We start from the raw sequence: 22,307 nt of genomic DNA, 5'->3' as shown, positions 1-22,307 counted from the left end.
GATTCAAGAACCCCATTTTCTGGAGCAGACCATGAACACCCTGTCCACATCCCGCCGCCTGGCCCTGCAGCTTGCCGCCAGCGCCGCCCTGCTGGGCGCCACCGGTGCCGCCTGGGCCCACGGCGACGCCCCCCACGGCAGCCCCGCCAAGGCAGCCCTGCCCGCCCAGCAGCAGGACTGGGGCATTGCCGGCAACCCCAAGGCCGTGCAGCGCACCATCACCCTGCGCATGGGCGACGACATGCGCTTCGCCCCCGCCCACATCGAGGTGCGCGAGGGCGAGACCGTGCGCCTGGTGGTGCAGAACAAGGGCCAGATCCTGCACGAGATCGTGCTCGGCACCCAGGCCTCGCTGGCGCAGCATGCCGAGATGATGCTCAAGCACCCCGGCATGGAGCACGACGAGCCCTATATGGCCCATGTGAAGGCCGGCAACCAGGGCGACCTGGTGTGGACCTTCAACCGCCCCGGTCGCTTCGACTTTGCCTGCCTGATCCCCGGCCACTACCAGGCCGGCATGGTGGGCACCATCAACGTCGTGCCGCGCAAGGGCTGACACAGCACAAGAAAGGACATCCCATGACCCACACACTAACCGCCAGCACCCGCCGCGCCTGGCTGGCCATGCTGGCTGCCACCGCGCTGCCGATGGCAGCAGGGGCAGCAACCCCCACGCCGGTCGAGGTCTGGAAAGACCCGAACTGCGGCTGCTGCCAGGACTGGGTAGACCACATGCAATCGAATGGCTTTGCCGTGAAGGTGCACGACACCGGCAACAACGCCGTGCGCGCGCGCCTGGGCCTGCCGCAAAAGCTGGGCTCGTGCCACACCGCGCTGGTGGGCGGCTACCTGGTCGAAGGCCATGTGCCCGCCAGCGACGTGCGCGCCCTGCTGCAGCAAAAGCCCGACGCGCTGGGTCTGGCCGTGCCGGGCATGCCCATCGGCTCGCCCGGCATGGACGGACCAGCCTATGGCGGCCGCAAGGACAGCTATGCCGTGCTGCTGGTCGCACGCAACGGCAGCACCCGTGTTTTCAAGAACTACCCCGGCAATGCCGGCAAGAAGGAATCGACATGAACCACACCATCACCCACCCACTGCGCTCCACCCTGCGTGACACCCTGATCGCCGCCACGCTCCTGTTCGGTGCTGCGGCCGCCTTTGCGGGCGACGACCACGACCATGGCGAAGCCCATGGCAGCCAGGCAGCCGCCACCACGGAACTGAGCGAAGGCGAGGTCGTGCGCTGGGACGCCGCCAGCGCCAAGGTCACGCTGCGCCATGGTCCCATCCGCAACCTGGACATGCCGCCCATGACCATGGTGTTTCGCATCACCGACCCGGCCCAGGCCGCCCAGGTCAAGCCGGGCGCCAAGGTGCGGTTTCGCGCCGAGCAACAGGCGGGGGCCTACGTGGTGACGCGCATCGAGCCGGTTGCCAACTGAGCGCCGAGCGTCTCTCTACAATCGCGCCCCATCTGCAAAGAAAGGGATTCGATGACAGGGACCACCCGGCGCAACACGCTGGCCACGCTGGGCGCCTTGCCCGTGGCGCTGCTGGCACAAACACCTGCGGCGGCCGGCATGCAGGTCGGCCTGCACCCCTGGCTGGAAGCCGGGGACAGCGTGGTGGCCGAACTGCTGGCCGATGGCCAGGTGGTGGGGCAGCTGGAGCACCGCTCCGCCAAGGCCGGCCTGCCCCGGCTGCCGGCTGCCACCGTGGCACTGCCTGCGGGAGTGCGGCGCCTGCAGTTGCGCGGCACGGTGACCGTGGCGGGCAAGGCCGGCCGCTTCACGCGGACCTGGACGGTGCGTGACCTGGCCAGCGCATCGGCACCGCTGTACGACCACAGCCGGCCCTGGCCCGAGCGCGTGCGCGCGCTGGTGCCGGCGATCCCGGTCCCCGAGGACGAAGATGCGCCACTCACCCTGGCCCCCGCCCAGCCGGCGGACAGCGCCACCTGGGAGGCCCTGGCAAAGCGCCTGGGTTCCCCCGTGCCCCCGGCGCTGGCGCAATTGCTTGCGGCCCTGGACATCCGCATGGGGCTATCGCACTTTGTGCGCCCGGCCGCGATGGGCACCCTGCTCGACCTGATGCACGGCGATTTCGGCTACCCAAGCACAGGCAAGGATGCCCCAGGCAACTTTCTCTCACCCGGCGTGCACGAGCGCTATGCCCGCAGCCTGGCGGTGTTCATCACGGTCGGCGACGGCATGGGTGCCCTGGCCTGGGACCCCCAAGGCCTCACGCCCGAAGACCACGCCCGGCTGGGCAACAACCCGGGCCGCGCCACGGGCAGTGAAGGCCTGTGGTACTGGATGCACCAGGAAATGGCGGTCAAGCCCTCGCTGCTGCTGGACAAGGACCACCGCCCCCTGGGCACCGACCTGGCCCTGGCCAGCGTGTTCGAGCGCTACGCGCTGGCAGACCTGTACCAGCCCCTGGCCGACGATGAACTGGTGCTGGACAGCGCCACCCCGCTGGGCAACCTGCTGCTATTGCATTTCAACGGGGCGCGCGTTCCGCAACTGCGCCTGAACAGCTACAACGGCCACTATGGCCACTACACCCAATACTGAGAGAGAGGGAGATTCCATGGGCACGACACGGCGCAGCATTCTTGCCACCCTGGGCGCCCTGCCCTGCGGCCTGCTGCAGGCACAGCCCCAGGCCGTTGCACAAGGCCCCCGGGCCGGCATCCACCCCTGGCTGGAGGTGGGCGACGCCGTCGTGGCCGATGTGCTGGCCAACGGCAAGGTGGCGGCACAGCTGAACCACCAGGCCACCCAGCCCGGCCTGCTGCGGCGGCCGGCGCTGGTGTGGGCCCTGCCCAAGGGCCTGCAGCGCGTGCAGTTGCGCGGCAACCTCACCCGCGCCGGCAAGACCACGCCCTTCAACAAGACCTGGACGGTGCGCGACATGGCCAGCGTCTCGGCCCCGCTGTACGACCAGGGCAAACCCTGGATCGAGCGCGTGCGCGGCCTGGCCAAGCGCCTGGAGGAAGGCACGGTCACGGTCGAGCGGGCCAAGCTCCCGGCCGGCAAGCCGCCCGCCGCCACTGCGCTGCCGCAGCTGGAAAAGCGCCTGGGCGCGCCCGTGCCCGCCATGGTCAGACTGCTGGCCGACTGGCGCGTCGAGGTGGGCGACTCGTCCTTTGTGCACCCTTCCGCCATGACCACCGTGACCGACATGCTGCTGCGCCAATGGGACTACGCGCCCAGCGGCAAGGACGGGCTGGACCAGCTGCTGTCGCCCAGCGTGCGCGCACGCTACGACCGCAGCCTGGCCGTGTTCGTGCACGTGGGCGACGGCCTGGGCGCCCTGGCCTGGGACCCTGCCGGCGTGACCGCGGGCGAGCCCACCCACACCTGGGGCGACCAGGGCAACCCCGGCGCCCAGCCGGGCGCGGCCAACGAGGGCGTGTGGTACTGGCTGCACCAGGAGTACCTGCGCAAGCCCTCGCTGCTGCTCGACGAGGACTACCGCCCGCGCAATGCCGAGGCTGCCTTCACCCATGTGCTGCAGCGCCTGGCCTTCAGCGAGGTGGAAGAGGCTGCCAACGACAAGGAACTGGTGGTGGACAGCGCCCTGCCGCGCGCCAACCTGCTGCAGCTCGATTTCGACCATGAAGCGCGGCAACCCAGCCTCTGGCTGCGCAGCTACGACAGCTACTACACCTTGTTCTGACGGGCGCAGCCTGCACCTGCACAGCGTGCCGGCTCAGTTCAATCTCCCGACGGCCTGCGCCTCGGCAACGTCCTCGGGCGCCAGGTCCAGCATCTCGCGCCAGCGCCGTGCGGCCCGCATCTCCTGTACATCGCGCCCATAGCCCAGGTACAGGCGCGTGCCGGCTGGCACGGGGCCGTGCTCGCTGCGCAGCAGGCGCAGGCGCACCGACTGGCCTTCGCCCCGCGGCGCAGGCTGCCCATCGCTGGAAGGCGCGGGCCAGCGGTATTCCTCACCGGGGCCCCATCGGCCCTGGCCGTCCAGTGCCACCCAGCTGCCCTGGGGCTGCGCGTCCCCCGGGCCGGGCGCAGCGCCGCTGGCCAGCAAGGCATAGAACCGGCAATGGCCGGAGCAGGCAGGCACAGCCCCAGGCGTGCCGCCAAAGACCTGTGCCTGCAGCGACACCGCGCGCGGGTTGCCGCGCAGTTCGGCCAGTACCCTGAACGGCGGGCGCTGGGGCACGCGTGCATTGGCGCCCCGGGGTTCCAGGTCCAGGTCGGCCATGCCGGTCTCGTCGACCACCGCAACAGGCACTGCGCTGCTGGCATAGCTGCCATGGCCCAGCTGCCCCTGGCGCCCGCGTCCCCAAGCCCATACCGTGCCATCGGCCAACCGGAAATGCACGGTGCCATAGTGCTCCACGCCCCGCTGGTCCATGTACTCCGGGTCGTCCATGCCATCGACGCCGAAAGACAGTTCGCGGATGGGCGCGTGCAGAGCGAAGCGCATGCCCGTGTGCTCCTTGAAGATCTTGCCGAGGCACTGGGCCGATCCGTCCTGCAGGATCGCACAAAGGCTGTAGTCGTTGGCATGGATGGCCACGGCCTTGTCCGGCAGGGGCAGCGCGGTGGGCTCCTTGATGGGCCCACCCCAGAAGCCTTGGGGCCGGGGCCCGGTGGTGCCGTAGCGCTGCTTCAGCCCCCAGTACCAGACGGTGCCCTGCGCATCAAGCGCGTAGGTGGCGCGCGCGCTGCCGTCGCCCATGGCGGCAATCTGCAGTACCGGCCTGGGAAGGCCCTGCACCCTGACCGGCACGGCCGGCTCGCCCGTCATCTCCCAGACCGAACCATTCACCGCCAGCAGCGCCGCGTGGTCGTACCCTCCCATGGCCACCTCGCGCATGGCGGGCATGCCGCCCTGGCTGAACACCAGCGCCGGGCGGCTTGGGTCGGCGCGCGGGCGCACCGCAGCGCCCCAGCCATCCGACGTCCAGACACGGCCTTCATCGTCCAGCGCCAGCCAGCGGTGGTGCGAGGTGGCCAGCCGCACCAGCCGCGCGGGCACTGCTTCGTGCACCGGGTCTTGCGGGAAGACGCCGCCTTCGAAGTGCGCATACGGGTCCGAGGTCCACGCCCCCAGCCCCCAGCGGAACAGGCGCCCATCGCGCAGCAGAGCGTAGCTGCCGTAGGGCCGCGTGTGCACACTGGCCGCGGGCCCCGGCAGTGGCACGGTGCGCGGGCTGGAGGAGGAATCCACTTCTGCGTCTCCGCTGGCCAGGTGCAGGCTGGTGTTGGCGCCCTGGCCATAAAGCCTGCCATCGCGCGTTATGTACAGCAGGCCTGCGCGGCGCGGATTGCCCTGGCTGGCAAAGGCACTGGCATCGACCACGCCGCTGGCCACGCGGCGCAGCGTGGTGCGTCCGTCGCGCGGGTGGCCTTCGATCAACTGCTGCCATTGCCACAGGTCGCCCTCGGCCGTGAGACCCAGGGAGAGCCCATCGCCATCCAGCATGCGCGCGATCTGCACGCCCTGCGCGGCCAGGTCGGGGTGGCGGTAATCGCGCAGGCGCAGGACGCTGTAAGTGGCGTCCATGCGCCCTGGCGGGCAGTGGCGCATGCGGTCCCCGGGCATGCGGCGCACGCCGGGGTTCACGGGCGACTCGCCCCACTGCCAATGCGTGCCATCAAGGCCCACTGCCTGCACCAGGGAGGCAGGGCCATACTGGCGCGGTGGCGGCTGGGGGTCATGCAGCGGCTTGTCGCGTGAAGGGGCATAGCCCTGCATCAGCAGGTCTGCAATGGGCGGCAGGCCGGACACCGCTTCGGGCCCGCGCGGGCCGGCGTCCGCAGCACAGGCCACGCCCTCGCCCCAGGACCAGACCGTGCCCTGGTCGTCGAGCGACACCGTGGTGCTGGCAGCCTGCTGGATGCGGGTGAGCCGCGCGGGCACACGGGCGGCGCGCTCAGGCAGCAGCGCCAGGGTGCCCGAGGGCAGCGGCCCCCACCACCAGGGCTGGCCTTCGGCATCAATGGCGAACGAGGGCCCGCGCTCGTCGCCGTTGACAATGGCGGTTGCCCCGCGAAAGATGGTGCGCGGCGTGCCCCGGTCCGCGCGCGTGCCGTCGCCCAACTGCCCCCGGCGGTTGGTGCCCCAGCTCCAGACATTACCCTGGTCGTCCAGCGCCAGTACGCTGTTCAGGCCGGCGCGCACGGCCACCATGCGTGCCGGTAGGGCGATCTCGCGCGGGGTGGCGGCATAGGCCGTCTTGCCCTGGCCCAGTTGTGCCAGCCCGTTGTCGCCCCAGGCCAGCACGCGCCCATCGTGCGTGAGGGCCAGCGCATGGCGCGCGCCGCTGGCCAGGGTCTGGGCACTGGCAACGCTCAGGCCAAGCAACAGCGCCGTGCCGGCGGCAGCCAATGCAAGACGGCGGATGGGCAAGCACATGGCCTGGGCTCCCTGTGGGACGGGTGGAGACAGTCACTCCTCTCGGAAACGCCTGGCACGCAGCATCTCCCGTACAGCACGCCCTTGTCCAATAAAACTTGGCATATCCTCCCGGATCAAAAGTCCGACGGCAGGACCATGCCGGTCGCATCGGGCCCCAGTTCCAGCACCTCGCGAAAGCGCTTGGCTGCCAGCATCTCGTCGACATCGCGCCCGTAGCCGATGTACAGGCGCAGGCCCGTGATGTCGGAGCCCTGCTGCAGTGGCTGGGGCCGCAGATTCAGCGGCAGGGACTGGACTTCGCTGCCCAGCTGGGCGTTGCTGGCCACGGCAGGCACTGGCCAGCGCAACGGGCTCCAGGCGCCCTGCGCATCGAGCTGCATCCAGACACCCGGGCCCAGGGGCCCGGCAGAGGCCAGGGCGTACACATTGGCGTCTGGCGGGGTGCCGGCGCTGCCGAACACTTCGCCCGTGAGCGACAGACTGCGCAGGTTGCCCGCCAGCTGCGTCTTCACCCGGAACGGGGGGCGGCTCGCGGCGGTCGCCGTTCCATTCGGCACCGAAGGGGCCAGGTCGAGGTCGCCGGTGCCGGCTTCGTTGACCACGGGAATGGGCTCTGCCGAGCTGGCGTAGGCACCGGATCCCAGTTGTCCCTGGCGGCCCAGGCCCATGGCCCATACCGTGCCATCGGCCAGGCGCAGGTGGACCGTGCCGCCGCGCCGGGCAGTCGCCGTGGTGTCGGCGCGGTCCTCGTCCACCCCCATCGATATCTCCTGGATGGGCGCATGCAACTGCAGGCGCCGGCCCCGGTGCGCGTTGAACAGCTTGCCGTAGCACTGCGCCGAGCCATCCTGCAGCACGGCACAGACGTTGAAGTCGCCCGCGTGGATGGAGACGGCCTTGTGCGGCAGCGGCAGCACGATGGGGGTGCGCACGAGCCACGTTCCCCGGTTGAGCGCCGCACTGTCCTGCCCGGCGATCCCGTACAGGGGTTGCGCACCCCAGAACCAGACGGTGCCGGACGCGTCCAGCGCGTACGCAGCGCCGTAGCTCCCATCGGCCGTCGCCACCTGCGTGATGGTATTAGGCAGCCCCCCCACCTTGCTGGGTACCGACGACAGGGCCAGGGACGCATGGACATCGGAGCCCTGGAAGGGAGGGAAGATTTCGCGGCTGCCGCCAATGGTCCAGACCGAGCCGTCCACCCCGAGGATGGCGCCATGCCCGTTGCCCCCCACGGACACGCTGCGCGCCAGCGGCAGGCCCGTGGAGCCCCCCACCACCGCAGGGCGGCTGTGGGGGACCGGATCGATCCCCCAGCCCCCGGAGCTCCAGACCTTGCCATCGGCATCCACCGCCAGCCACTGGCCCTGCGCCGCCGCGAACCGCTTGATTGGCGCCTCCAGCGGAATGTGCGTGGGCGTCTGCACAAAGCTGCGGCCCAGGAAGCTGGCCTGCCCGTCGTACTGCACGGCGCCCAGGCCCCAGCGGAAGATCCGCCCGTCGGCCAGTAGCGCATGGCTGCCCGCCTCGCTTGCGTGCAGGCTGAGTGCGGCGGCCGGCAGCGAGAGCTTGCGCGGGCTGGCGATCGATTCAGCCCCACCGGCCGCATCGGCGGCCACCGCCAGATGCAGGCTTGTGTTGGAACCCATGGCGTGGAGCTTGCCGTCGCGCGTGATGTACATCAGCACCGGCAGCACGCCCCGCAAAGAGGTGTTGTGGCCGCTGGCATCGACCACGCCAGTGGCGACACGCTCCACCGCCATGAGCGGGCCGCCGGGAATCTCCACCGTGGGGACATACCGCCAGCGCCACAGATCGCCCTGCGCTGTCCACCCCAGGGAACCGCTGCCGCCATGCACCACCTTTTGCAGCTTCACGCCGGCCTCCTCCAGGTCCGGGTGGATGCTGTCACGGCCCGCGAAGGGGTCGTAGCCCTGTGCCCAGCGCTCAGCCGGGCAATAGGTGAGCCCTGGGGAGGGCAATCCGTCCGGAATGCGGAGGGGATCGGTGCCCCACACCCACAGACGGCCATCGGCATCCCTGGCCGTGACGCGTGAGACGGGGCCCCTCGCCGGGATGGCCGGAGACTGGTAGTTGATCGGCCCCTGGGCCTCGAAGATGAAATCCACGATGGGCGGCACGCCGCGCATGGCCACCGGCACCAGGGCCGCAGCGCCACTGCCCGCGCAGGCCGCGCCTTCGCCCCAGGACCACACCACGCCCTGCTCGTCGAGCGCCACGGTGGCGCGCAGCTGGTGCTCGATGCGCACCAGCCGCGCAGGCACCTGTGCGGCACGCTCGGGCACGGCGGCATCCACGCCCGACGGCAACGGCCCCCACCACCAGGGCTGACCACTCTTGTCGATCAGGAACGAAGGTGTGGCATCGCCCCCGTTGGCAATGTACACCGCGCCGCGAAACACCACCTGAGGCGTGGCCCGGTCGGCCCGCGTTCCGTCCCCGAGCTGCCCCCGGGCATTGGTGCCCCAGCTCCAGACATTGCCCTCTTCGTCCAGCACCAGCGCGGTGGTCCTGCTGGTGCGCACGGCCGCGGCCCTGGCCGGCAGGGGAATCTCGATCGCCGTGCTGGCGTAGATCGTCTTGCCCTGGCCCAGCTGGGCCAGGCGGTTGTCGCCCCAGGCCAGCACGCTGCCATCGGCCTGCAGTGCCATGCCGTGGCGCGCGCCGGTGGCAATCGTCTGGGCCCCTGCGGTGCCGGGCAGGCTCACGCCCGCCAGCAGCGCAGGCAGCAGGCAGCCTGACGCCTGGCGCCATAGCGGTTTCATCATCATCGGATCCTTCCTCTCTTTGGTCTTGTCGGCTTATTGTGGCGCGCGCCGCTGCGCCGGTCGGTGACAAATGTCACGCGCCACGGCACCTTCGCAAAGAATCCATGCTATGCCGCAGCGCCTGGCAGCGCCCTACCCCAGCGGGATGGGTGCGGGGAGTGTCAATCCTCGGGCGCCAGCTCCAGCACCTCGCGAAAGCGCTGCGCCTGAGCATCTCCTGCGCATCGCGCCCCTGGCCTACGAAAATGCGCACACAGGCCAGTCCCCTGTCTGCTCCTGATGGGGTGCCCCGCATTCCACCGCCCATAATCACAGGCCATGACAACCCCAACGACCAGTTCCCCCGCCCCCCGCCCCGCCCATTCCAGCCACCACACCAGCCACGACGCCGGCAGCATCACCCGCGTGCCCGGCATCGAGGTCGGCCACTTCACCGACGCGCGCCGGCCCACGGGCTGCACCGTGATCCTCGCGCGCGATGGCGCGGTGGGCGGTGTGGACGTGCGCGGCGCCGCGCCCGGCACGCGCGAGACGGACCTGTTGGATCCATCGAACCTGGTGGAAAAGGTGCACGGCATCATGCTGGCGGGCGGCAGCTCCTGGGGACTGGACGCCGCCAGCGGTGCGGTGCGCTGGCTGGAGGAGCATGGCATCGGCTTCGATGTGGTGGTGGGCCGCCTGCCGCTGGTGCCCGGCGCCGTGCTGTTCGACCTGCTGGTGGGCGACATGCGCATCCGCCCCGATGCCGCTGCCGGCTATGCCGCGTGCGAAGCCGCCTCGCGCGCCGACCCGGCCGAGGGCAATGTGGGCGCCGGCACGGGGGCGGCGGTGGGCAAGATCTTCGGCATCCAGAATGCGATGAAGGGCGGCATCGGCACGGCGTCGATCACGGTGGGTGGCGTCACCGTGGGTGCCCTCATCGCCTGCAATGCGCTGGGCGATGTGGTCGACCCCGACACCGCCCAGGTGATCGCTGGCGCCCGCACCGATGATGGCAAACAACTGCGCGACACGCGCCGTGCCCTGCTGCGCGGCGAGCCGCCCAGGCCGCTGCTGGCCGGCACCAACACCACCATCGGCGTGATCGCGACCGACGCCACCATCACCAAGGCCCAGGCCCACCGCCTGGCCGTGACCGCGCACGATGGCCTGGCGCGCAGCATCAACCCGGTGCACACCATGTCCGATGGCGACACGCTCTTCGCCCTGGGCACGGGGGTGTCGGGCAAGAATCCGGGGATGATGGTGCTGTCCACCATGGCCGCCGAGGTGACCGCCATCGCCACGGCCCGGGCCGTGCGTGCGGCACGCTCGGTCACGACGGCGGAGGGGCTGTACCTGCCGTGTGCGGCGGACCTGCGCTAAGCGCCCTTCGCGCGAAGACCCGCGTCAGCGGGCCGAGGCCCGGAATGCCTTGCGGTAGCGCCGCAGGTTTCTGGCCTTGGGCCCCGTGGGATACTGCGTCAGAACCAAAGAGCAGCCCACCTTGGCCGCGGCTGCAATCAGCTCAGCGGGAAAAGTGTCGGACTGGACAATGACACTGCGCATGGCAATGCCGAAGTCCAGGCAAGCCGACTCCGCGCCTTCGACCTTACGCATGGCCTGCAACGCCTGGGAATGGTCGTTGAGAAACTGGATGGCGTCCGCCTGCTGCTCTTCCAGCTCTTCGAACTCCGCATCGCTGATCTGTAACGTGACGCCGGAGGTGACTGCCAATCGGCTGCCCGGCCGGGAGCTCAAAGGCTCTCCACGTCGTCGGGCACGGACTGGCTCCACCGGGCTCAGTGCAAGCAATTGCGCTACGTCCGCGTCGGGCCCGTTAAAAGAAAGAATGCACCCCATGGGTCTCCAATTCCACTACACGACTTCAATCCGATTGCGCCCATTCTTCTTGGCCGCATACAGCTGCCGGTCCACCGCCGCGATGAAGTCCGAAGGGCTGGCATAGTCGGCCGGCGTGGCCGTGCCCACGCCGATGCTCAGGGTCACGCGCTGCCCGTGCGGCGACTGGGCGTGGGCGATGCCCTGTTTCTGGATCAGGCGCTGGCAACGCTCGGCCACCTTGAGGGCGGCATGCGCATCGGCACCGGGCAGCAGGATGATGAACTCCTCGCCACCAAAGCGTGCCACCAGGTCGCGCGGGTTCTCGAGCGCCAGGCTCAGCGTGCGGGCGATGGCGATCAGGCAGTCGTCGCCCTGGACATGGCCGTACAGGTCGTTGTACTGCTTGAAGAAGTCGATGTCGAGCATGAGCACCGACACGGGCGCGCCACTGGCGCCACCGCCCTTGCGCGCACTCTCCCACTCCAGCTCGATGGCGGCATTGAAGCGGCGCCGGTTGGCGATATTGGTCAGGCCGTCCTTGAACGACAGGGCCTCGAGCTCCTTCTGCAGGGCCAGCAGCTTCTCTTCGGTCTTCTTGCGCTCGGTGATGTCGAACATGAAGCCGATCAGCGCCTCGACCTCACCATCGGGCTTGCGCACCACGTGGACCACATCGCGGATCCACACATAGCCGTTGTCCTTGGTGAGGGCGCGGTAGTCGGCCTCGTGGTCCACGCCGGCCTTGGATTGGGCCACGCAGAAGTTGACCACGTAGTCCCGGTCCTCGGGGTGCATGCGCGTGGCCCAGTCGTCCACGGTGAGCCAGCTGTCCTGGCGCCAGCCCAGAAGCGGCTCGATCTGCGGCCCGATGTAGGCGAACTTCATCGTCGCCCAGTCGATCTTCCAGGGGATGGCGCGGGTGGATTCGAGCAGGGTCTTGTAGACCACGCTGTCGCTGTCGCTACCGCTGAGTTCCTGCACATCGGTCATTTCCATCTTTATGCTCTCCCTGTCCGTGGCATCAGCCAATGGCAAGAGGCCGGCTGTGCACGGTGGCGATCGCGTTCCAGTACCAGTAGAAATACCCGCCTTCGGTCTGCAGCAGTGTGTGGGTCTTGATGCTGTTCTGGTGGATGTCGCCCCAGCAGGCGCGCGCCGAGTTGCGGTTGTTGTGCAGATCGACCACGGCCGCCGGGTCGCTGCTGGCCGGCTTGGGCGGTACATACAGTGCGCTGCCGCGCGGCACCCACAGGTCGGCCAGGCGGATCTTGCCCAGCGCCGGCCAGTAGCGGCCCACCGAGATCACCAGCGGCTTGGTCGGGTCGGTGGAGGCGAACACGTGCGGGAAATCATGGTGCTCCAGGTCGGTGCAGACCACGCTGAGCAAGGCGTTGCCCGTGCCCTGGTAGGGCGACCAGTGGCCCGCGAAGGCACCATATTCGTACTCCACCTGCTGCAGTTCGGTAACCGGGCTCTCGATCCGCACGGCCTGCCCCGGCTCCACCAGCGTGATGCCGAACGCCGCCGCAATGCTGCGCGTGGCCCACAGGGGCGCGAACACCACCTCCTCGGCCGCAAAGCCCATCTGCGTTTCCACGCCATAAGGCGGCGTGGACTTGATGCCCAGCACATCGGCCACCAGGTACTCGTTGCCCACGGCCAGCGCCGGGTCGGTGGCCGTGGGCGTGAGCGGGGTGAGGCCCTGGGGCGGCTCGGTCAGGTAGACCGGCATGCCGCCATCGTTGAAGAAGAACGGGGTCTTGGCAGTGTCGACCTGGGTTTCGTAGATGTCCTTGATGAAGATCGGGGCGTCGAGGTAGGGTCCGGGCATCGGTGGGGCGTTCCTTCGTTCAAGACATCAGGTTCTGTCGGTCCTTGCGCAAGAACCATGCCCCGGTGCGTCCAGGCATGGCCCTGCCCTTGCACTATAGCGGCCCCGGATGACGGCCCCGGGTCATCGGGCGACCTCGGCGGCGCCCTCAGTGCGGCTCGCGCCAGTACCAGAACAGGGCCACCTCCCGTGTCCCGGGCTCCAGGGCCCGGTACAGGCCCGCATCGAAGCCCTCCAGCGTGAACCCGCAGGCCGCATACAGCGTGCAGGCCGCCACATTGTTGTTCTGCGTCTCCAGTACCACGCCGGCCAGTTGCTGTGCACGCGACCAGGCGATGGCATGCTCCACCAGCGCCCGGGCCACGCCCCTGCGCCGAAAGGCCTGGCCCACCACCAGGTCATCGATGCTGGCGCAGCCATTCCAGTGGCGCGAGAGACGGACTTCGCCCGCGGGCTCACCGCCGAGCCAGGCCACAAAGGAATGGCCGTCGTCCTCACCCTCGCGATCTTCGGATGCACCCTGCGGCCCCTCATCGGCATAGGTCTTCACATACGGCGCCACGCGGGCTACTTCGTAGCCCAGCCGGCCATCGGCAAGGCACAGCACTAGCTCGCTCTCGACGGCAAAGCTGCGGTCATGCGCCGACCAGGCAGGCGCCTGGCCGGGCGGGCTCTCGGCAATGTGAAGCCCGTCCAAACGGGCCCGCCCCCGGTTCTCATCTTTCGCAACCATCGCGCTCCCTCAAGAATATAAACGCAACACACTTGCATTAATAACACAGAGGCGCCAGAATATCCGACGCGCAGATGCCCGCACTTTCAAAGCCCCTGTGGCGCCCCGGCATTCCCCTGCCACAACAAGCACACCGCCATGCTGATCGACCCCCTCTCCTACGCCACCTTTGTCGCCGCCAGCGCAGCACTGATCCTGGTGCCGGGCCCGGCCCAGGCCCTGGTGCTGGCCAACACGCTCACGGGCGGACGCCGCGCGGGCGCACTCACGGCGGTGGGCCTCAACGTGGGCACGCTGATCCATGCAGCTGCTGCGGCACTGGGCCTGTCGGCGCTGCTGGCCACCTCGGCGCTGGCCTTTGCGGTGGTGAAATACGCCGGCGCGGCCTACCTGATCTACCTGGGCATCCAGGCGCTGCGCGCCAAGGCGGGCCCGCAGCCGCAACCGCAATCCGCCACAAAAGCCGCCCCGACAGGCAACAAGGCCCCGCTCACGCAGGCCATCCTGGCCGGAACGCTCAACCCCAAGGTGGCGCTGTTCTTTCTGGCCTTTCTGCCCCAGTTCGTAGACCCGGCGCGGGGGTCGGTGGTGGTGCAGATGCTCATCCTGGGCGCCACCATGGCGGTCATGGACACGCTGTACGAGCTGGCCCTGGTCTCCGTGCTCTACCGCATGCGCGACCGGCTGGTGGGCAATGCGCGCTTCATGGCCTGGCAGTCGCGCATCTCGGGCGTGATCCTGATCGGGCTGGGGTTGAGGCTGGCGGCGCAGGAGCGGTAGCCAGGGCATTGGCCCAGGCCGCAGTCATGGCTGGGTGTCTTCACTCACTCGCTGGTAGGTGATCTCGCGGCCCTCGCGATTGTCCCTGCCGGTGAAATCCGTGCGGGTCAGCGATGTGAGTTGGTAAGTGGCATAGCGGATGCCTCCACCCGAGAACTGGCGACCGCCTTGCTGCAGATAGCGGCGCTTGAAATTGGTGCCGTCGTAGCTCCATTCACCACCAAAATGCTCGCTTTCCGTATGACCGTCCGGCGCCACGAATTTCGCGCGTTCGCTGAATTTGCCGTCCTGGCCCAGTACAACGACCACACGCACCCTGGTCCCATCGGACTCGGCCTCGCGCAACCAAGTGCCAACCAGGCGGCTGCGCGTGTCTTCGATGCGGGCACTCTGCGCGTCGTCGCAAGCGCACAGAAGCAGCGACGATAGCAAGGCCAAGGCGAGCACAGGTGTCTTCATAGGCTCGGCATCATAGACAGGTGCGTACTGCCAGCCGGAACGCAGGCAACGCCTGTCCAGAATGACCGCCAGCGGCTACCGGTGGGGGTGCTCCGCGAACTGCGGGGCACTGTCGCAGATGCCCACCCAGTGCGGCTTCTCCTTGACGAATTCGTGGAACTGGTTGGCCAGCGTGAGCTCGTCATCGAAGCAATTGGCCGCGACGGGGAAGGCCTTGTCACCCGACGTGACCTCGCCCAGCGAGGTGCCGCAGCGCGCGCAGAAGCAGCGCTTGTACTGGTAGGGGGCTGGCGGCTCGTAGGTGGTGATGCAGTCGGCCCCCGCGAGCAGCGTGAACGCATCGCGCTCTGCGAACACAAAGGTGCTGGCACCGAGCTTGCGGCAGCGCGTGCAATGGCAGGTGCCCATCATGGTGGGCGGGCGGGACAGCGCGAACCGGACGGATCCGCAGCAGCAGCTACCGTGGAGCATGGTGGGCCTTTCGTTGAAAACCAAGACTGTATTTAAATACAGTATTGATGGCAAGAGGCCCCTTCCCGGTCTTTTCCTTCCCCCGGCCCTCTTGGCTCAGCGGCCGAGCTTGGCGCGGATCCGGTCGATCCCCTGGCGCGCCAGTTGGCCCGTGCGCCGTGCGCCGGCCTGTACCTGTTCGGCACTGGGCAGTGCCTCCTGCGCGGCCTGGGTGGCCGTGCGCAGGCCGTCCACCGCCTGGCCCGTCAGGGCCTCGCCGCGCTTCTTCAGTTCTTCCACCTGCTGGGGGGTGGGCATCTGTTCCTTCGTCCACGACGCTGCCTTGCCCACCGCGCCCGCAATCTGTCCGGGCAGTTCTGTACCACGCATTGTGAGTTCCCCTATCTGTTGCGCTGTTGGCAGTTGTTCCTTGGTCCATGCGGCCGCCTTGCCGGCTGCCCCTGCGACCTGGCCTCCATAGTGGTTCGCATGGCCCTTGGCCTGGGTCCAGGCTTTGGCGATTTCACCCGGGGGTGGGGTCTGCAAGGTCTGCTGCACCTGGGCCAGCAACTGCTGCTCGGGCTCGGCAAGCGCCGAGCCGCCAGCGCCGAGCATCTGCGCCAGGAAGACGCCCATCTCGGCCGCGATGACCTGGTGGTTGCAGTCCGGGTTGGCATGCAGAAAGGCCGACAGCTCGCGTGCCAGCTCCTGGGGCTGCGCATCGGCCAGCCCGGGCTCGATGGCGGCCATGGCGCGTGCGACAAAGCGCGCGTCCAGCCCCCACTCGTCCACCAGGTGCGCGGCCAGAAAATCGCGCCGCTGCGGCGGCACCACGCCCTGGGCGTCTGCGGCCAACCGCAGCGACAATGGTGCGATCAGGTCGAACAGCGCCAGGCCCAGGGTATCGAGCGGCGTGTTGAGGCAGCGCGGAATCTCGATGACCCGGCTGCCCTTGGACGCCCCGAGCCAGCGGTACATGCCGTAGCAGGCGCCGCCCGAGGCCAGCGCCGCCAGTGCCACCCAGCCCACCGGCGTGGCCGCCGCACCCATGCCCAGCGCACCCACCACGCCCGAAGGCGCAAAGAACGCCGAGGCCACCAGGCTGGATTTGGCGACCGCCGCACCCGCGCCGGCAGCGCCGATCACGTCCCACAGCTCGCGCCCGCGGTTCACCATGCGCAGCGAGGCGTACGCGTTCTCACCGATGGCCAGCTTGGCCTTGAAGCGCAGCGGCTCGGCCACCACGCGTTCGATACCGTCCAGGCCCGAGGGGGCCTCCTGCACAGCCTGGGGTTCGACCTTGGCTATCTCGCTCACTCTGCAGCTCCCGTGTTGGTCATCGCCGGGAATGATCGCACGGGCCCGCCCAAAAGCCCAAGCCCAGTTCCACGGCACGCCGCAGGGACACTGTTTTGCGATTAAGGCAACGCTGAATAAGTCTTCGCGATGGCGCGTGCGCTGGTTTGGGATGGGCTGCCAGGCGCAAAGCGCAGCCATAGCCTATGCTATGGCGAGCATTTGCAACGCCGCAGACCGCCCAAAGCGGGGCGCGCGGCGCGCGAGGGACTTGTTCAGCGTTGCCTTAGCTCCCGGTCGAGGCATAGTGCCGCACGCCCACGCGCCAGGCCCCAAAGGCCGCCGCCAGGAACACGAAGCCCGCCAGCGGTGACACCAGCCCCACCCACGCGGGTGCGCCCAGCGGGTCGGCCTTGCCCAGGATGGCCAGCACCGGGTAGTAGGCCACGCAGGCCAGGGGCACGGCAAAGGTCAGCACGCGGCGAAACCACTGCGCATACAGCGCCAGCGGGTACTGCGCCGCCTGCACGCCGCCGTAGGTCAGGACGTTCGCGATCTCCAGGCTCTCCACCGTCCAGAACGACAGCGTGCCCTGCAGCACCAGGATGCCCAGAAACAGGGCCACCCCACCCGCCAGCGCCCACAGGGCCATGGCCACGGTGGCGGGTGTCCAGGCGATGCCGGCCTGGACGGTGGCAAAGGCCAGCACCAGCAAGCCCTGCGCCAGCCGGCCCAGGCGGCTGATGCGAAAGTCATGCCCCATCAGTTGCAAGGCCAGGGGCCGCGGGCGCAGCAGCAGGCGGTCGAAAGTGCCGGTGCGCAGAAATTCGGTGCCCAGCACGTCGAAGCCACGGCCCAGCGCATCGGCCACGGCAAACATGCAGTTCACCAGCCCATAGAACAGCGCCACCTCGCCAATGCCCCAGCCCTGCACCTCGCCAAAGCGGTGGAACAACGCCCACACCCCGATCACCTCGATGCCCGTGGCCAGGAACTGGCCCAGCGTGAGCATCAGGGCCGAAGCCGGGTAGCGGGCCTGCCCCGCGAGCGAGGCGCGCACGAGGCGGGCGAACAAAGCCAGCGATCCCATGTCAGCCCCCCTGGACCTCGAGGCCCCGCATGGTGCGCCGCATGGCCGCGCGGCCCAGCACCACCAGCAGCACGATCCATCCCGCCTGCAGCGCCAGGCCGCCCAACGTCTGCAAGCCAGCGAACTGCCCGAAATAGATGCGCGCAGGGATATCCATCACCCCCGCCAGCGGCTGCAGCAGCAGGGCCGTCTGCCAGGCATCGGGCAGCAGCACCAGCGGCAGCAGGTTGCCCGAGAAGACAATGACCACCGGCCCCGCCAGCGCGTTGATGCCGCGCTCGTTGAGCGCCGCCACCGCAGCGATGTTGAGCAGCATGACCAGCGCGGTGGACAGCAGCAGCGCCAGCAACGCCGACGCCGCGAACGCCAGGCCCGCCCCCACCCCGGCCGGCGGCTGCCAGGCCCAGGCGCCCAGCCCCGCCAGGGGCAGCGCCACGCCGGCAAAGGCCAGCATCAGCGCCAGGCGCGGCAGCACGCGCGCCGCGATCCACCCGGCCGAGCGCACGAACCACAGGGTGTAGGCATCCACCGGCCGCATGCGGTCATAGGCGATGGAGCCGGTGCGCACGGCCTGCGCCACCTCGGGGTCGCCCAGCCAGGGCAACAGTGCCAGCAGCCCCTGGGCCAGCCAGGTGTAGGTGATGGCCTGGGCCAGCGACATGGGCGCACCATCGCCGGCACTGCCCGCATAGAAGGCGGCCAGCACCATCACCTTGATGCCGCCCCACCAGCACTGCGTGGCAAAGCCCGCGTACGCCGCCGTGCGGTACTGCAGCATCTGCAGAAAGCGCGAGGCGAAGGCGGCCCGGTAGGGGCGCAGCCGTTCGTGCAAAGGCATGGAAGTCTCCGTCTGCATGCCCATCACACTTCGGTAGCACTGTGCAGGGCGTAAAAGCGGGTGATGACGGCCTCGATGGCCATGCCCTCGTCGTCCTCGGCATCCGCCTGCAAGCCTGTTTCGGCACGGCGTGCGGCCATGACCTGGGCGCGCAACGCCTCCACCGGGCCGTCGGCCAGCACGCGGCCGTGGCCGATCACGATCACGCGCTGGGCCAGCGCCTCCACGTCGTGCATGTCGTGCGTGGTCAGCAGCACCGTGGTGCCGCGCTCGCGGTTGGCACGCAGCACGAACTCGCGCACGGCCAGCTTGGAGGGTGCATCGAGCCCGATGGTCGGCTCGTCCAGGAACAGGATGTCCGGCTCGTGCAGCAGGGCCGCCGCGATCTCGGCGCGCATGCGCTGGCCCAGCGAGAGCTGGCGCACCGGCTGGTCGAGCAGGCGCTCCAGTTGGAGCAGCGCCACCAGCTCGTCGCGCGTGCGCGCCAGGCGCACCGGGTCCACGCGGTAGATGTCGCCCAGCAGGCGAAAGCCGTCGCCCACCGGCAGGTCCCACCACAGCTGGGTGCGCTGGCCAAACACCACGCCGATGTGCGCCACATGGCGCTCGCGGTCGGCAAACGGGTCGCGGCCATTGACCTGCACGCGCCCGCCATCGGGCCGCAGAATGCCCGCCAGGATCTTGATGGTGGTGGACTTGCCCGCCCCGTTGGGGCCGATGAAGCCCAGCAGCTCGCCGCGCTCCAGCGCGAAGGACACTCCCGCCAGCGCTTCCACCGTGCGGTGGCGCGGGCGCAGCAGCGCGCGCAGGGCGCCGCCCACGCCCGGGTCGCGCTCGTGGATGCGGTAGTTCTTGCGCAGCTGGTCGACGACGATCTGTGGCATGGGGCGGGAGGGCAGCGCGGTGAAGGGGGGCGGATTCTAAGCGGTTTGCCCCCGCCCTTGCCCTGTCCGCTGGCGCCTGCCGTGCTCTACCTCGTGCGGTCTGGCGTTACCGGCCGCCGTCGGCCCTCTTCTTCTCCCGCTTCGCCCAGCCCTCGGCCCACGCAAGCAGCGGGTTCAGGGCTTCGCACAGGCGCCGGCCTTCCTGGGTCAGCTGGTAGCCCCCTTCAGCGTGGTCCACCAGGCCAGCGGCCCTCAGCTCGGCCAGTCGCATGTTCAGCAGCCGCGAGTTGGTCTCGCAGGCCTCCTGCAGCCCCCTGAACGTGGCCGGATCGCCCCGGAGCTCCCACAGCAGGCGCAAGGTGGTTCGCCGCCCGAGCAGGTCCAGGGCCACCATGATGGGCCGGCCGGTGGTCGAGCCTCTGACAGCCTGGCCGATTTCTGGATTCTTCATGCTTTACTTTTTACAGCATAAAAAGCTACGATGGGCTACTTTACCTACCCCAAGGAGACCGCAGTGACCTGCCGCATCGCGCCAGCCCCCATGCCCTTCGATCCCGAAATCGCGCCCACCATCGAGCGCGTCATGAAGGGGCAACCGCCGCTGCACTTGTTCGCCACACTGGCGCGTGACACCCGCCTGGCCCAGAAATTTTTCGCTGCAGGCCTGCTGGACAAGGGCCACCTCAGCATCCGCCAAAGAGAGGTCGTCATTGATCGGACAACGGCACTGTGCCGATCCGAGTACGAATGGGGCGTGCACGCCACGGTGTTCGCAGGGGTCGCCGGCCTGACCGCCGAGCAGATCCGTTCGACCGCTGCTGGCGGTGCGGATGACCCATGCTGGACGGATGAAGACCGCTTGCTCATTCGCCTGTGCGATGCGCTGCACCAGGGCTGCGACGTGCCCGATGCACTGTGGTCCGGGCTTGCGACACACTTCAGCGAGGAGGCTCTCCTGGAGTTGTTGATGCTGGCAGGCTTTTATCGCACCGTGGCCTATCTGACCAACGCACTGCGCATGCCTCTTGAGAACGGTGTGGCGCGATTCCCCAAGCCCTGACTGCAGGCAGGCGTGGTGCAGGCCCCCATGGTGGGCCTTAGAACCTGTGCCGGGCCGCCGCATCACCCGCCAAAATCCAGCTGCAGATACTGGGGTGCCAGTGCCTGCAGGAACGAGCGCGCATCGCCCAGTTGCCCTGCCGACAGGGCCCCGCTGAGCGCCCCCTTGGCCGCCAGGATGCGACCCACGGCCTGCGCGGCCAGGGGGCCGGTGATGGCATAGATGTCCTGCCCGCCAGCGCTGGCGCGGCGCTCTTCGCCGCCCCGGCGCACCACCACGTCCACCAGAAAGCGCTGGGCCGAGCGGCCTGACTCATCGACCGCCACGGGCGCGGGCGTGTCGGCTGCGCGCAGCTCGGTGAGCGGGGTTTCGTTCATCCAGGCGGGCACGTCCGGCACGCGGATGTGGTGGGCGATGGTCACGGCATCGGCGCTGGAAAAGCCCAGCATGGCCTGCTCGCCGAACGGTGCGGCAAAGGCCCAGGCCTTGCGCGGCGGCACGGCGGGCGGCAGCTGGAACTGGCCATCGCGGTAGACGATGTGCTGGCCCGCATTGCGCACACCGGTCTTGCGCGTGCCCGCGGTGGGGTGCCAGCTGTCCAGCGCGATGTGGATGTCAATGGCATCGGCATCGGGCCAGTCGCCGATGGCGCTGGTGGCCAGCAGGTCGCCCACGGCCCCGTAGAAGGCCACGGCCGGTGCGGCGCACAGGCCGGCAGCAGCAAAGCGCCCGCCCCACTGCTCGAAGACCGCGCGCGCCGTGGGCTGCTCTGCCGACACATCCACATAGTGCACGCCGGCCTGCAGCGCGGCCTGCAGCAGCTGGGGCGCACTGTCGGCGAAGGGGCCGGCGCAGTTCACGACCAGCGCACTCTCGGCCAGCAGGGCTGTGAGGGCAGCGGCGTCGCCATCGAGCCCCTGCACGCGCAACTGCTCGGCCGCTGCATCCGGGAAGGCAGCCTGCAGCTTGCCCAGATCGCGCCCGGCCAGCAGCACGGCGTGGCCTTGGCTTTGCAATGCCTGCACCACAAAGCGGCCGGTATGCCCGGCGGCACCGTAGACCAGCACGGGGCGGGCAGCAGCAGGGGAAGAAGAGAAAGGGAGGGAGGCGTTGATAGGCACGATACAGACCTGTACGTTTTGTTGAAGGTGGCGCGATGCTACATACAGGTCTGTATCGTGTCAACACGATCTGTGGGACAATGCCGCCATGAGCCCCACCGCCCCCCGCAAGACCGGCGCCGCCAGCGCCCCCGCCACGACGCCACCCGTGCCTGCGGGCGACGTGCAGCAACGCATCCTGGACACGGCCTGCCAGCTGTTCTATGCCGAGGGCGTGCGCGCCGTGGGGATCGATCTCATCATCGAGCGCGCGCAGATCGCCAAGACCAGCCTGTATCGCTACTACCGCACCAAGGACGATCTGGTCGCCGCCTTTCTGGAGCGTGAAGACAAGGAGTTCTGGCAGCAATGGGACGAGGCCGCAGCCCCCCATGCCCCCGATGCCGCGGCCGAGCTCGACGCCCTGCTCGCCTGGGTGGGCGAGCGCGTGGCCCGCCCCGGCTACCGCGGCTGCCCGCAGCTCAATGTGGCGGCCGAGTTCGCCGACCCGGCCCACCCGGCCCGCGCCATATCGGCCACGCACCGGCTGGAGCAAAAGCGGCGCCTGGCGGCCCTGTGCAAGCGCATGGGGCTGAAAAAGCCCGAAGTCACGGCAGCGCAGTTGTCGCTGCTGGTCGATGGCGCGTTCAGCAGCGGCTCGCTGCTGCTGGGCGAGGGTGCGGGCAAGGTGCTGCGCGCCGCGGGCAAGGCCCTGGTGGAAGCCGGCGGCTGAGCCGGCGGCCAGGGGCCACCCGCCCCCGGGGATTGCGCTATTCTGCG

23 protein-coding genes are annotated in these 22,307 nt (G+C 69.2%); 9 read left to right on the top strand and 14 right to left on the bottom strand.

Annotated features, from left to right (window positions below; all coding sequences use genetic code 11):
- Positions 1–31 precede the first annotated feature (31 nt).
- From AC3WOH_RS20450 to AC3WOH_RS20430, 5 genes are read left to right on the top strand one after another with little or no spacing between them, the layout of a single operon-like run.
- Positions 32–556 (top strand): cupredoxin domain-containing protein, encoded by a 525-nt coding sequence (locus AC3WOH_RS20450; RefSeq protein WP_492231163.1) that lies wholly within the window; start codon positions 32–34, stop codon positions 554–556.
- Positions 557–579: 23 nt separating this feature from the next.
- Positions 580–1,077: a DUF411 domain-containing protein gene (locus AC3WOH_RS20445; protein ID WP_492231162.1), complete on the top strand. Its 498-nt coding sequence runs from the start codon at positions 580–582 to the stop codon at positions 1,075–1,077.
- Positions 1,074–1,445 carry a copper-binding protein gene (locus tag AC3WOH_RS20440; RefSeq protein ID WP_492231161.1) on the top strand — a complete coding sequence of 124 codons (372 nt, stop codon included), beginning with the start codon at positions 1,074–1,076 and terminating at the stop codon, positions 1,443–1,445. Before AC3WOH_RS20445 ends, AC3WOH_RS20440 begins: the two co-directional genes overlap by 4 nt.
- Before the next feature lie 51 nt (positions 1,446–1,496).
- A complete protein-coding gene (locus AC3WOH_RS20435; protein ID WP_492231160.1) occupies positions 1,497–2,579 on the top strand; it encodes a hypothetical protein in 1,083 nt (360 codons plus the stop codon).
- 16 nt (positions 2,580–2,595) lie between these two features.
- Positions 2,596–3,687, top strand: a complete 1,092-nt coding sequence (locus AC3WOH_RS20430; protein WP_492231159.1) for a hypothetical protein — start codon at positions 2,596–2,598, stop codon at positions 3,685–3,687.
- 33 nt (positions 3,688–3,720) lie between these two features.
- On the opposite strand, the gene AC3WOH_RS20425 is transcribed toward AC3WOH_RS20430, so the two are convergent.
- Together AC3WOH_RS20425 and AC3WOH_RS20420 are read right to left on the bottom strand one after the other, a co-directional pair.
- A complete protein-coding gene (locus tag AC3WOH_RS20425; RefSeq protein WP_492231158.1) occupies positions 3,721–6,390 on the bottom strand; it encodes an RCC1 domain-containing protein in 2,670 nt (889 codons plus the stop codon).
- A 116-nt stretch (positions 6,391–6,506) separates the two neighbouring features.
- On the bottom strand, positions 6,507–9,185 hold the full coding sequence (locus tag AC3WOH_RS20420; RefSeq protein WP_492231157.1) for an RCC1 domain-containing protein: 2,679 nt from the start codon (positions 9,183–9,185) through the stop codon (positions 6,507–6,509).
- A 315-nt stretch (positions 9,186–9,500) separates the two neighbouring features.
- Between AC3WOH_RS20420 and AC3WOH_RS20415 the strand changes: the two genes are divergently transcribed.
- Positions 9,501–10,547 (top strand): P1 family peptidase, encoded by a 1,047-nt coding sequence (locus tag AC3WOH_RS20415; protein WP_492231156.1) that lies wholly within the window; start codon positions 9,501–9,503, stop codon positions 10,545–10,547.
- A 24-nt stretch (positions 10,548–10,571) separates the two neighbouring features.
- Here AC3WOH_RS20415 and AC3WOH_RS20410 read toward each other — a convergent pair whose 3' ends face one another.
- The 4 genes from AC3WOH_RS20410 to AC3WOH_RS20395 form a co-directional block, all read right to left on the bottom strand.
- Positions 10,572–10,898: a hypothetical protein gene (locus tag AC3WOH_RS20410; protein ID WP_492231155.1), complete on the bottom strand. Its 327-nt coding sequence runs from the start codon at positions 10,896–10,898 to the stop codon at positions 10,572–10,574.
- 141 nt (positions 10,899–11,039) lie between these two features.
- A complete protein-coding gene (locus AC3WOH_RS20405) occupies positions 11,040–11,996 on the bottom strand; it encodes a sensor domain-containing diguanylate cyclase (protein WP_492231238.1) in 957 nt (318 codons plus the stop codon).
- Positions 11,997–12,027: 31 nt separating this feature from the next.
- Complete coding sequence (locus tag AC3WOH_RS20400; RefSeq protein ID WP_492231154.1) at positions 12,028–12,837, bottom strand: hypothetical protein; 810 nt, start codon at positions 12,835–12,837, stop codon at positions 12,028–12,030.
- A gap of 148 nt (positions 12,838–12,985) precedes the next feature.
- On the bottom strand, positions 12,986–13,570 hold the full coding sequence (locus AC3WOH_RS20395) for a GNAT family N-acetyltransferase (protein ID WP_492231153.1): 585 nt from the start codon (positions 13,568–13,570) through the stop codon (positions 12,986–12,988).
- A 138-nt stretch (positions 13,571–13,708) separates the two neighbouring features.
- Between AC3WOH_RS20395 and AC3WOH_RS20390 the strand changes: the two genes are divergently transcribed.
- The gene (locus AC3WOH_RS20390; protein WP_492231152.1) at positions 13,709–14,350 is read left to right on the top strand and encodes a LysE family translocator; all 642 of its coding nucleotides are present in this window, start codon (positions 13,709–13,711) and stop codon (positions 14,348–14,350) included.
- A gap of 24 nt (positions 14,351–14,374) precedes the next feature.
- Here the strand turns inward: AC3WOH_RS20390 and AC3WOH_RS20385 are convergent, their stop codons facing one another.
- The 7 genes from AC3WOH_RS20385 to AC3WOH_RS20355 all read right to left on the bottom strand — a co-directional run bounded on the left by AC3WOH_RS20385 (position 14,375) and on the right by AC3WOH_RS20355 (position 19,818).
- Positions 14,375–14,809 carry a hypothetical protein gene (locus AC3WOH_RS20385; RefSeq protein ID WP_492231151.1) on the bottom strand — a complete coding sequence of 145 codons (435 nt, stop codon included), beginning with the start codon at positions 14,807–14,809 and terminating at the stop codon, positions 14,375–14,377.
- A gap of 75 nt (positions 14,810–14,884) precedes the next feature.
- Positions 14,885–15,280: a GFA family protein gene (locus AC3WOH_RS20380; protein WP_492231150.1), complete on the bottom strand. Its 396-nt coding sequence runs from the start codon at positions 15,278–15,280 to the stop codon at positions 14,885–14,887.
- Positions 15,281–15,376: 96 nt separating this feature from the next.
- Positions 15,377–16,576, bottom strand: a complete 1,200-nt coding sequence (locus AC3WOH_RS20375) for a hypothetical protein (RefSeq protein ID WP_492231149.1) — start codon at positions 16,574–16,576, stop codon at positions 15,377–15,379.
- A 265-nt stretch (positions 16,577–16,841) separates the two neighbouring features.
- Positions 16,842–17,645 (bottom strand): ABC transporter permease, encoded by an 804-nt coding sequence (locus AC3WOH_RS20370; protein ID WP_492231148.1) that lies wholly within the window; start codon positions 17,643–17,645, stop codon positions 16,842–16,844.
- Position 17,646: 1 nt separating this feature from the next.
- The gene (locus AC3WOH_RS20365; RefSeq protein ID WP_492231147.1) at positions 17,647–18,483 is read right to left on the bottom strand and encodes an ABC transporter permease; all 837 of its coding nucleotides are present in this window, start codon (positions 18,481–18,483) and stop codon (positions 17,647–17,649) included.
- A gap of 23 nt (positions 18,484–18,506) precedes the next feature.
- Positions 18,507–19,367: an ABC transporter ATP-binding protein gene (locus AC3WOH_RS20360; protein WP_492231146.1), complete on the bottom strand. Its 861-nt coding sequence runs from the start codon at positions 19,365–19,367 to the stop codon at positions 18,507–18,509.
- A 106-nt stretch (positions 19,368–19,473) separates the two neighbouring features.
- Positions 19,474–19,818: a winged helix-turn-helix transcriptional regulator gene (locus AC3WOH_RS20355; protein WP_492231145.1), complete on the bottom strand. Its 345-nt coding sequence runs from the start codon at positions 19,816–19,818 to the stop codon at positions 19,474–19,476.
- Positions 19,819–19,881: 63 nt separating this feature from the next.
- Between AC3WOH_RS20355 and AC3WOH_RS20350 the strand changes: the two genes are divergently transcribed.
- Positions 19,882–20,427 (top strand): carboxymuconolactone decarboxylase family protein, encoded by a 546-nt coding sequence (locus AC3WOH_RS20350; protein WP_492231144.1) that lies wholly within the window; start codon positions 19,882–19,884, stop codon positions 20,425–20,427.
- Between the two features lie 62 nt (positions 20,428–20,489).
- On the opposite strand, the gene AC3WOH_RS20345 is transcribed toward AC3WOH_RS20350, so the two are convergent.
- A complete protein-coding gene (locus tag AC3WOH_RS20345; protein WP_492231143.1) occupies positions 20,490–21,548 on the bottom strand; it encodes a saccharopine dehydrogenase NADP-binding domain-containing protein in 1,059 nt (352 codons plus the stop codon).
- A gap of 88 nt (positions 21,549–21,636) precedes the next feature.
- Here AC3WOH_RS20345 and AC3WOH_RS20340 point away from each other — a divergent pair, with 88 nt between their 5' ends.
- Positions 21,637–22,260, top strand: a complete 624-nt coding sequence (locus tag AC3WOH_RS20340; protein WP_492231142.1) for a TetR/AcrR family transcriptional regulator — start codon at positions 21,637–21,639, stop codon at positions 22,258–22,260.
- Positions 22,261–22,307 lie beyond the last annotated feature (47 nt).

This window comes from Acidovorax sp. FW305-C-20-28 (genome assembly GCF_058783375.1).
Note: the sequence above shows the minus strand (reverse complement) of the source record. Positions and strands in the feature narration are given on the sequence as shown.

Coding starts and splice junctions, on each gene's coding strand:
- AC3WOH_RS20415 (WP_492231156.1), top strand. CDS start 9,501: ATGACAACCCCAACGACCAGTTCCCCCGCCCCCCGCCCCGCCCATTCC.
- AC3WOH_RS20355 (WP_492231145.1), bottom strand. CDS start 19,818: ATGAAGAATCCAGAAATCGGCCAGGCTGTCAGAGGCTCGACCACCGGC.
- AC3WOH_RS20340 (WP_492231142.1), top strand. CDS start 21,637: ATGAGCCCCACCGCCCCCCGCAAGACCGGCGCCGCCAGCGCCCCCGCC.
- AC3WOH_RS20360 (WP_492231146.1), bottom strand. CDS start 19,367: ATGCCACAGATCGTCGTCGACCAGCTGCGCAAGAACTACCGCATCCAC.
- AC3WOH_RS20405 (WP_492231238.1), bottom strand. CDS start 11,996: ATGACCGATGTGCAGGAACTCAGCGGTAGCGACAGCGACAGCGTGGTC.
- AC3WOH_RS20435 (WP_492231160.1), top strand. CDS start 1,497: ATGACAGGGACCACCCGGCGCAACACGCTGGCCACGCTGGGCGCCTTG.
- AC3WOH_RS20425 (WP_492231158.1), bottom strand. CDS start 6,390: ATGTGCTTGCCCATCCGCCGTCTTGCATTGGCTGCCGCCGGCACGGCG.
- AC3WOH_RS20365 (WP_492231147.1), bottom strand. CDS start 18,483: ATGCCTTTGCACGAACGGCTGCGCCCCTACCGGGCCGCCTTCGCCTCG.
- AC3WOH_RS20430 (WP_492231159.1), top strand. CDS start 2,596: ATGGGCACGACACGGCGCAGCATTCTTGCCACCCTGGGCGCCCTGCCC.
- AC3WOH_RS20395 (WP_492231153.1), bottom strand. CDS start 13,570: ATGGTTGCGAAAGATGAGAACCGGGGGCGGGCCCGTTTGGACGGGCTT.
- AC3WOH_RS20420 (WP_492231157.1), bottom strand. CDS start 9,185: ATGATGATGAAACCGCTATGGCGCCAGGCGTCAGGCTGCCTGCTGCCT.
- AC3WOH_RS20390 (WP_492231152.1), top strand. CDS start 13,709: ATGCTGATCGACCCCCTCTCCTACGCCACCTTTGTCGCCGCCAGCGCA.
- AC3WOH_RS20400 (WP_492231154.1), bottom strand. CDS start 12,837: ATGCCCGGACCCTACCTCGACGCCCCGATCTTCATCAAGGACATCTAC.
- AC3WOH_RS20440 (WP_492231161.1), top strand. CDS start 1,074: ATGAACCACACCATCACCCACCCACTGCGCTCCACCCTGCGTGACACC.
- AC3WOH_RS20450 (WP_492231163.1), top strand. CDS start 32: ATGAACACCCTGTCCACATCCCGCCGCCTGGCCCTGCAGCTTGCCGCC.
- AC3WOH_RS20370 (WP_492231148.1), bottom strand. CDS start 17,645: ATGGGATCGCTGGCTTTGTTCGCCCGCCTCGTGCGCGCCTCGCTCGCG.
- AC3WOH_RS20445 (WP_492231162.1), top strand. CDS start 580: ATGACCCACACACTAACCGCCAGCACCCGCCGCGCCTGGCTGGCCATG.
- AC3WOH_RS20380 (WP_492231150.1), bottom strand. CDS start 15,280: ATGCTCCACGGTAGCTGCTGCTGCGGATCCGTCCGGTTCGCGCTGTCC.
- AC3WOH_RS20385 (WP_492231151.1), bottom strand. CDS start 14,809: ATGAAGACACCTGTGCTCGCCTTGGCCTTGCTATCGTCGCTGCTTCTG.